4 protein-coding genes are annotated in these 4,410 nt (G+C 58.6%); all 4 read right to left on the bottom strand.

The genetic code is table 11. The annotated features are described in order from the left end of the window. A partial coding sequence (locus DBR24_RS33330; protein ID WP_256591749.1) for an ABC transporter ATP-binding protein occupies positions 1-656 on the bottom strand: 656 nt, incomplete at its 3' end. 67 nt (positions 657-723) lie between these two features. Further along, complete coding sequence (locus DBR24_RS22830; protein WP_128615879.1) at positions 724-1,821, bottom strand: polyamine ABC transporter substrate-binding protein; 1,098 nt, start codon at positions 1,819-1,821, stop codon at positions 724-726. A gap of 188 nt (positions 1,822-2,009) precedes the next feature. Continuing rightward, positions 2,010-3,119 (bottom strand): polyamine ABC transporter substrate-binding protein, encoded by a 1,110-nt coding sequence (locus DBR24_RS22825; protein WP_128615878.1) that lies wholly within the window; start codon positions 3,117-3,119, stop codon positions 2,010-2,012. Between the two features lie 171 nt (positions 3,120-3,290). Further along, a partial coding sequence (locus tag DBR24_RS22820; RefSeq protein ID WP_256591748.1) for an aspartate aminotransferase family protein occupies positions 3,291-4,410 on the bottom strand: 1,120 nt, incomplete at its 5' end.

Here is a 4,410-nt window from a genome sequence, read left to right as displayed (position 1 = left end):
ATGGTCATGGCTTCTTCCTGGTCGTGGGTCACCATCACGCAGGTCACGCCCACGCGCTCGATGATCTCCACCAGTTCCAGTTGCATCTGCGACCGCAGTTTTTTGTCCAGTGCGCCCATCGGCTCATCGAGCAACAGCAGCTTCGGCCGCTTGGCCAGCGAACGCGCCAGCGCCACGCGCTGCCGCTGACCGCCGGACAGTTGATGCGGCTTGCGCTTGGCGTACTGGCTCATCTGCACCAGCTTGAGCATCTCGGCCACGCGGGCGTCGACCTCGGCCTTGGGAATCTTGTCCTGCTGCAGGCCGAACGCGATGTTCTGCGCCACAGTCATGTGCGGGAACAGGGCGTACGACTGGAACATCATGTTGATCGGCCGCTCGTACGGCGGCATGTCGGTGATGTCGACGCCGTCGAGGAAAATGCGCCCCTCCGTGGGCCGTTCGAACCCTGCCAGCATCCGCAGCAGGGTGGATTTGCCCGATCCCGAACCGCCGAGCAGGGCGAAGATCTCGCCCTTCTTGATTTCCAGGGACACATCGTCCACGGCAATCGTCTCGTCGAACTTCTTCGTGACCCGGTCGATTTTGACCAACACCTGTTTAGGTGTCTGGTCGCCCTCGAGGGCTTTCTTATAGGCGCCGGAGGCAACTGCCATTTACGAAACTCCCAGAAAAAAACAGTGCAGTTCGCCCAATGCAGACGAACCCAGGATAGTTTGTGCCTTACTTGCCCGACTTGACCTTGGTCCAGCTACGGGTCATCAAACGCTGAATATTGGGTGGCAACTCGACCGACACGTAAGTCTTGTCGAGAACGGCCTGCGGTGGATAAACCGCTGCATCGGTGCGGATGGACTGTTCCATCAGCTTGTCCGCCCCCGGGTTGGGGTTGGCGTAACCGACGTAATCACTGACCTGGGCGATGACCTCAGGTTTCAGCAAATAGTTGATGAAGGCGTGCGCCTCCTTGACGTTGGACGAGTCCTTCGGAATCGCCAGCATGTCGAACCACAGCGCGCCGCCTTCTTTTGGAATCGAGTACGCGATGTTCACGCCTTTCTTGGCTTCCTCGGCGCGATGTTTGGCCTGGAACATGTCACCGGAAAAACCGATGGCCACGCAGATGTCGCCGTTGGCCAGGTCGCCGATGTATTTGGACGAGTGGAAGTAGGTCACGTAAGGACGCACCGCGAGCAACTTGTCGGTGGCTTTTTCGTAATCCTTGGGGTTGGTGCTGTTGGCGTTCAGGCCCATGTAGTTGAGCACGGTCGGCATCATTTCATCCGCCGAATCGAGGAACGCGACGCCGCAGCTGTGCAGTTTCTTGATGTTCTCGGGCTCGAACAGCACGCTCCAGGAGTCGATCTTGTCGACACCGAGCACTTCCTTGACCTTGTCGACGTTGTAACCGATGCCGTTGGTACCCCACAGGTACGGCACGGCGTACTGGTTGCCGGGATCGTTCTGTTCCAGGCGCTTGAGCAGCACCGGGTCGAGGTTGGAATAGTTCGGCAATTGCGCCTTGTCGAGCTTCTGAAACGCGCCCGCCTTGATCTGCTTGCCGAGGAAGTGGTTCGACGGCACGACCACGTCGTAACCGGTACGCCCGGCCAGCAGCTTGCCTTCCAGGGTTTCGTTGGAATCGAACACGTCGTAGACCGGTGTGATCCCGGTGGCTTTCTGGAAGTCAGCCAGGGTCGTCTCGCCGATGTAGTCCGACCAGTTATAAATATGCACCGTACCGGCGGCCTGGGCTCCGACAGCAATGGTCAGGCCGGCAGTGGCCAGCAGGGCTTTGCGCAAAGAAGAAAAAATAGGCAAGTGGAGGTCCTCTAATTTAATTGGGCCCAAGTTGCCCCGCGTTACATGACAGCCATGGCTGCCCGGAAACAAAACCGGCGCGCAACTTACCCTCGAAAAACCGTTCCTGCAAAACTTCCTGTCATTTAATTGATCCGCTGACCGCCCTCACAAACGACGACGGCCAGCGGTTACGGCTTCAAACCGGCTTATTTACCGGATTTGATCTTGGTCCAGCTGCGGGTCAATTCACGCTGGGTCGCCGCTGGCAGATCGGCGATGGCATACAACTTGGCCTGCACATCGGCTGGCGGGTAGATGCCTGGATCGCTGGTGATGTCTTTATTCACCAGTGGCGTTGCAGCAGCGTTACCGTTCGGGAAACGTACGGCGTTGGTGATGCCGGCCATGACTTCAGGCTTCTGCAGGAAGGTCATGAACTTGTAGGCGCCTTCAACGTTTTCGGCATCCTTCGGAATCGCGACCATGTCGAAGAAGCTGCCCGCGCCTTCCTTCGGAATGGCGTAGCTGACTTTGACCTTGTCACCGGCCTCGGCAGCACGGGACTTGGCCTGCTGCACATCACCCGAGTAGCCGACCGCTACGCAGATGTTGCCGTTGGCCAGGTCCGAGATGTACTTGGAGGAGTGGAAGTAGGTGATCGAAGGACGAATCTTGAGGAACAGTTCCTCGGCCTTCTTGATGTCTTCTTTCTTCTGGCTGTCGGTTGGCAGGCCCAGGTAGTGCAGCGCGACCGGCAGCATTTCGGTCGGCGAATCGAGGAAGCTCACACCACAGCCCTTGAGCTTGGCGATGTTTTCCGGCTTGAGCAGCACGTCCCAGGAGTCGATGGTGTCGACGCCCAGCGCAGCCTTGACCTTCTCAGGGTTGTAGCCGATGCCGATCGAGCCCCACATGTACGGGAAGGCGTGCTTGTTGCCCGGGTCGCTGACCGATACGGCCTTGAGCAGGTCCTGGTTCAGGTTCTTCCAGTTAGGCAGCTTGGACTGATCCAGTTCCTGATAAACGCCGGCCTTGATCTGCTTGGCCAGGAAGTTGTTCGACGGCACAACGACGTCGTAACCGGACTTGCCCGCCAGCAGTTTGGCTTCCAGGGTTTCGTTGCTGTCGAATACGTCGTAGACAACCTTGATCCCCGACTCCTTCTCGAAGTTGGCGATGGTGTCCGGGGCGATGTAGTCGGACCAGTTGTAGACGTGCAGCACCTTGTCGTCCGCGTGAACCGCACCCGCCATCATGCCCGCTACGGACAAAGCGAGAAGAGTCTTGCCAGCAAGCTTTTTACCTAATGCCTTCATGCGTCATGCTCCAAATTTTTCTTTTTTGAACCACTCTGTTCAGCGGCCGAACCCGGACAACTGGAACCGCGGCTAGTCTGGCAAGATCGGAGGCGGTCTTTCAACAAAAGGCCGACCTTTCTGACACCATCGAGCGAGAGCGCCGCTGCTCCCTCGCTCGAAGCCTAGCACTTAGGCCTGCAATGCACTGAGGGTCAGGTCCAGACACTTGCGTGCCTTTGTAACCAGCTCGTCGATCTCCGCCTTGCTGATCACCAGCGGCGGCGCAATGATCATGGTGTCGCCCACGGCGCGCATGATCAGGCCGTTATCGAAGCAGAACTGCCGGCAGATCATGCCCACGCCCCGACCTTCGTAACGCTTGCGAGAGGCCTTGTCCTGCACCAGCTCGATCGCCCCGAGCAGACCGACGCCGCGCACTTCACCCACCAATGGGTGATCGTTGAGTTCGCGCAGACGTTTCTGCAAATACGGTGCCGTTTCGTTACGCACGTTCTCGATAATTTTCTCGTCGCGCAAAATCCGGATATTTTCCAGACCCACCGCTGCAGCCACCGGGTGCCCGGAGTAGGTGAAGCCGTGGTTGAAATCACCGCCTTCGTTGAGCACCTTCACCACTTCGTCGCGAACGATCAGGCCACCCATCGGGATGTAGCCGGAGGTCAGGCCTTTGGCGATGGTCATCATGTCCGGTTTCAGGTCGTAGAAATCCGAACCGAACCACTGACCGGTACGGCCGAAACCGCAGATAACTTCATCCGCCACGAACAGAATGTCGTACTTGGCGAGGATTTCCTTGATGCGCGGCCAGTAGCTGTCGGGCGGAATAATCACGCCACCTGCGCCCTGAATCGGCTCGGCAATAAAGGCACCGACGTTGTCCACGCCGACTTCGAGAATTTTCTCTTCCAGCTGGTTGGCCGCCCAGAGGCCGAACTCTTCCGGCGACATGTCGCCGCCCTCGGCGAACCAGTACGGCTGAGCGATGTGGACGATGCCCGGAATCGGCAAGTCGCCCTGCTCGTGCATATAGGTCATGCCACCCAGGCTCGCGCCGGCCACGGTGGACCCGTGATAGCCGTTCTTGCGGCTGATGATGACTTTCTTGTTCGGCTGGCCCTTGATCGCCCAGTAGTGGCGAACCATGCGCAGCATGGTGTCGTTGCCTTCGGAGCCGGAGCCGGTGAAGAACACGTGGTTCATGCCTTCAGGTGCCACGTCGGCGATGGCCTTGGCCAGTTCCAGTGCCGGCGGGTGCGCGGTCTGGAAGAACAGGTTGTAGTAAGGCAGT

Source organism: Pseudomonas sp. HMWF006 (assembly GCF_003061205.1).
GTDB classification, from domain to species: domain Bacteria; phylum Pseudomonadota; class Gammaproteobacteria; order Pseudomonadales; family Pseudomonadaceae; genus Aquipseudomonas; species Aquipseudomonas monsensis.
The sequence above is the reverse complement of the archived record's forward strand: the minus strand, read 5'-3'. Positions and strand labels throughout refer to the sequence as shown.

What these genes read in the sequence shown, in the direction of transcription:
- DBR24_RS22825 (WP_128615878.1), bottom strand. Translation starts at nt 3,119, where the DNA reads ATGAAGGCATTAGGTAAAAAGCTTGCTGGCAAGACTCTTCTCGCTTTG.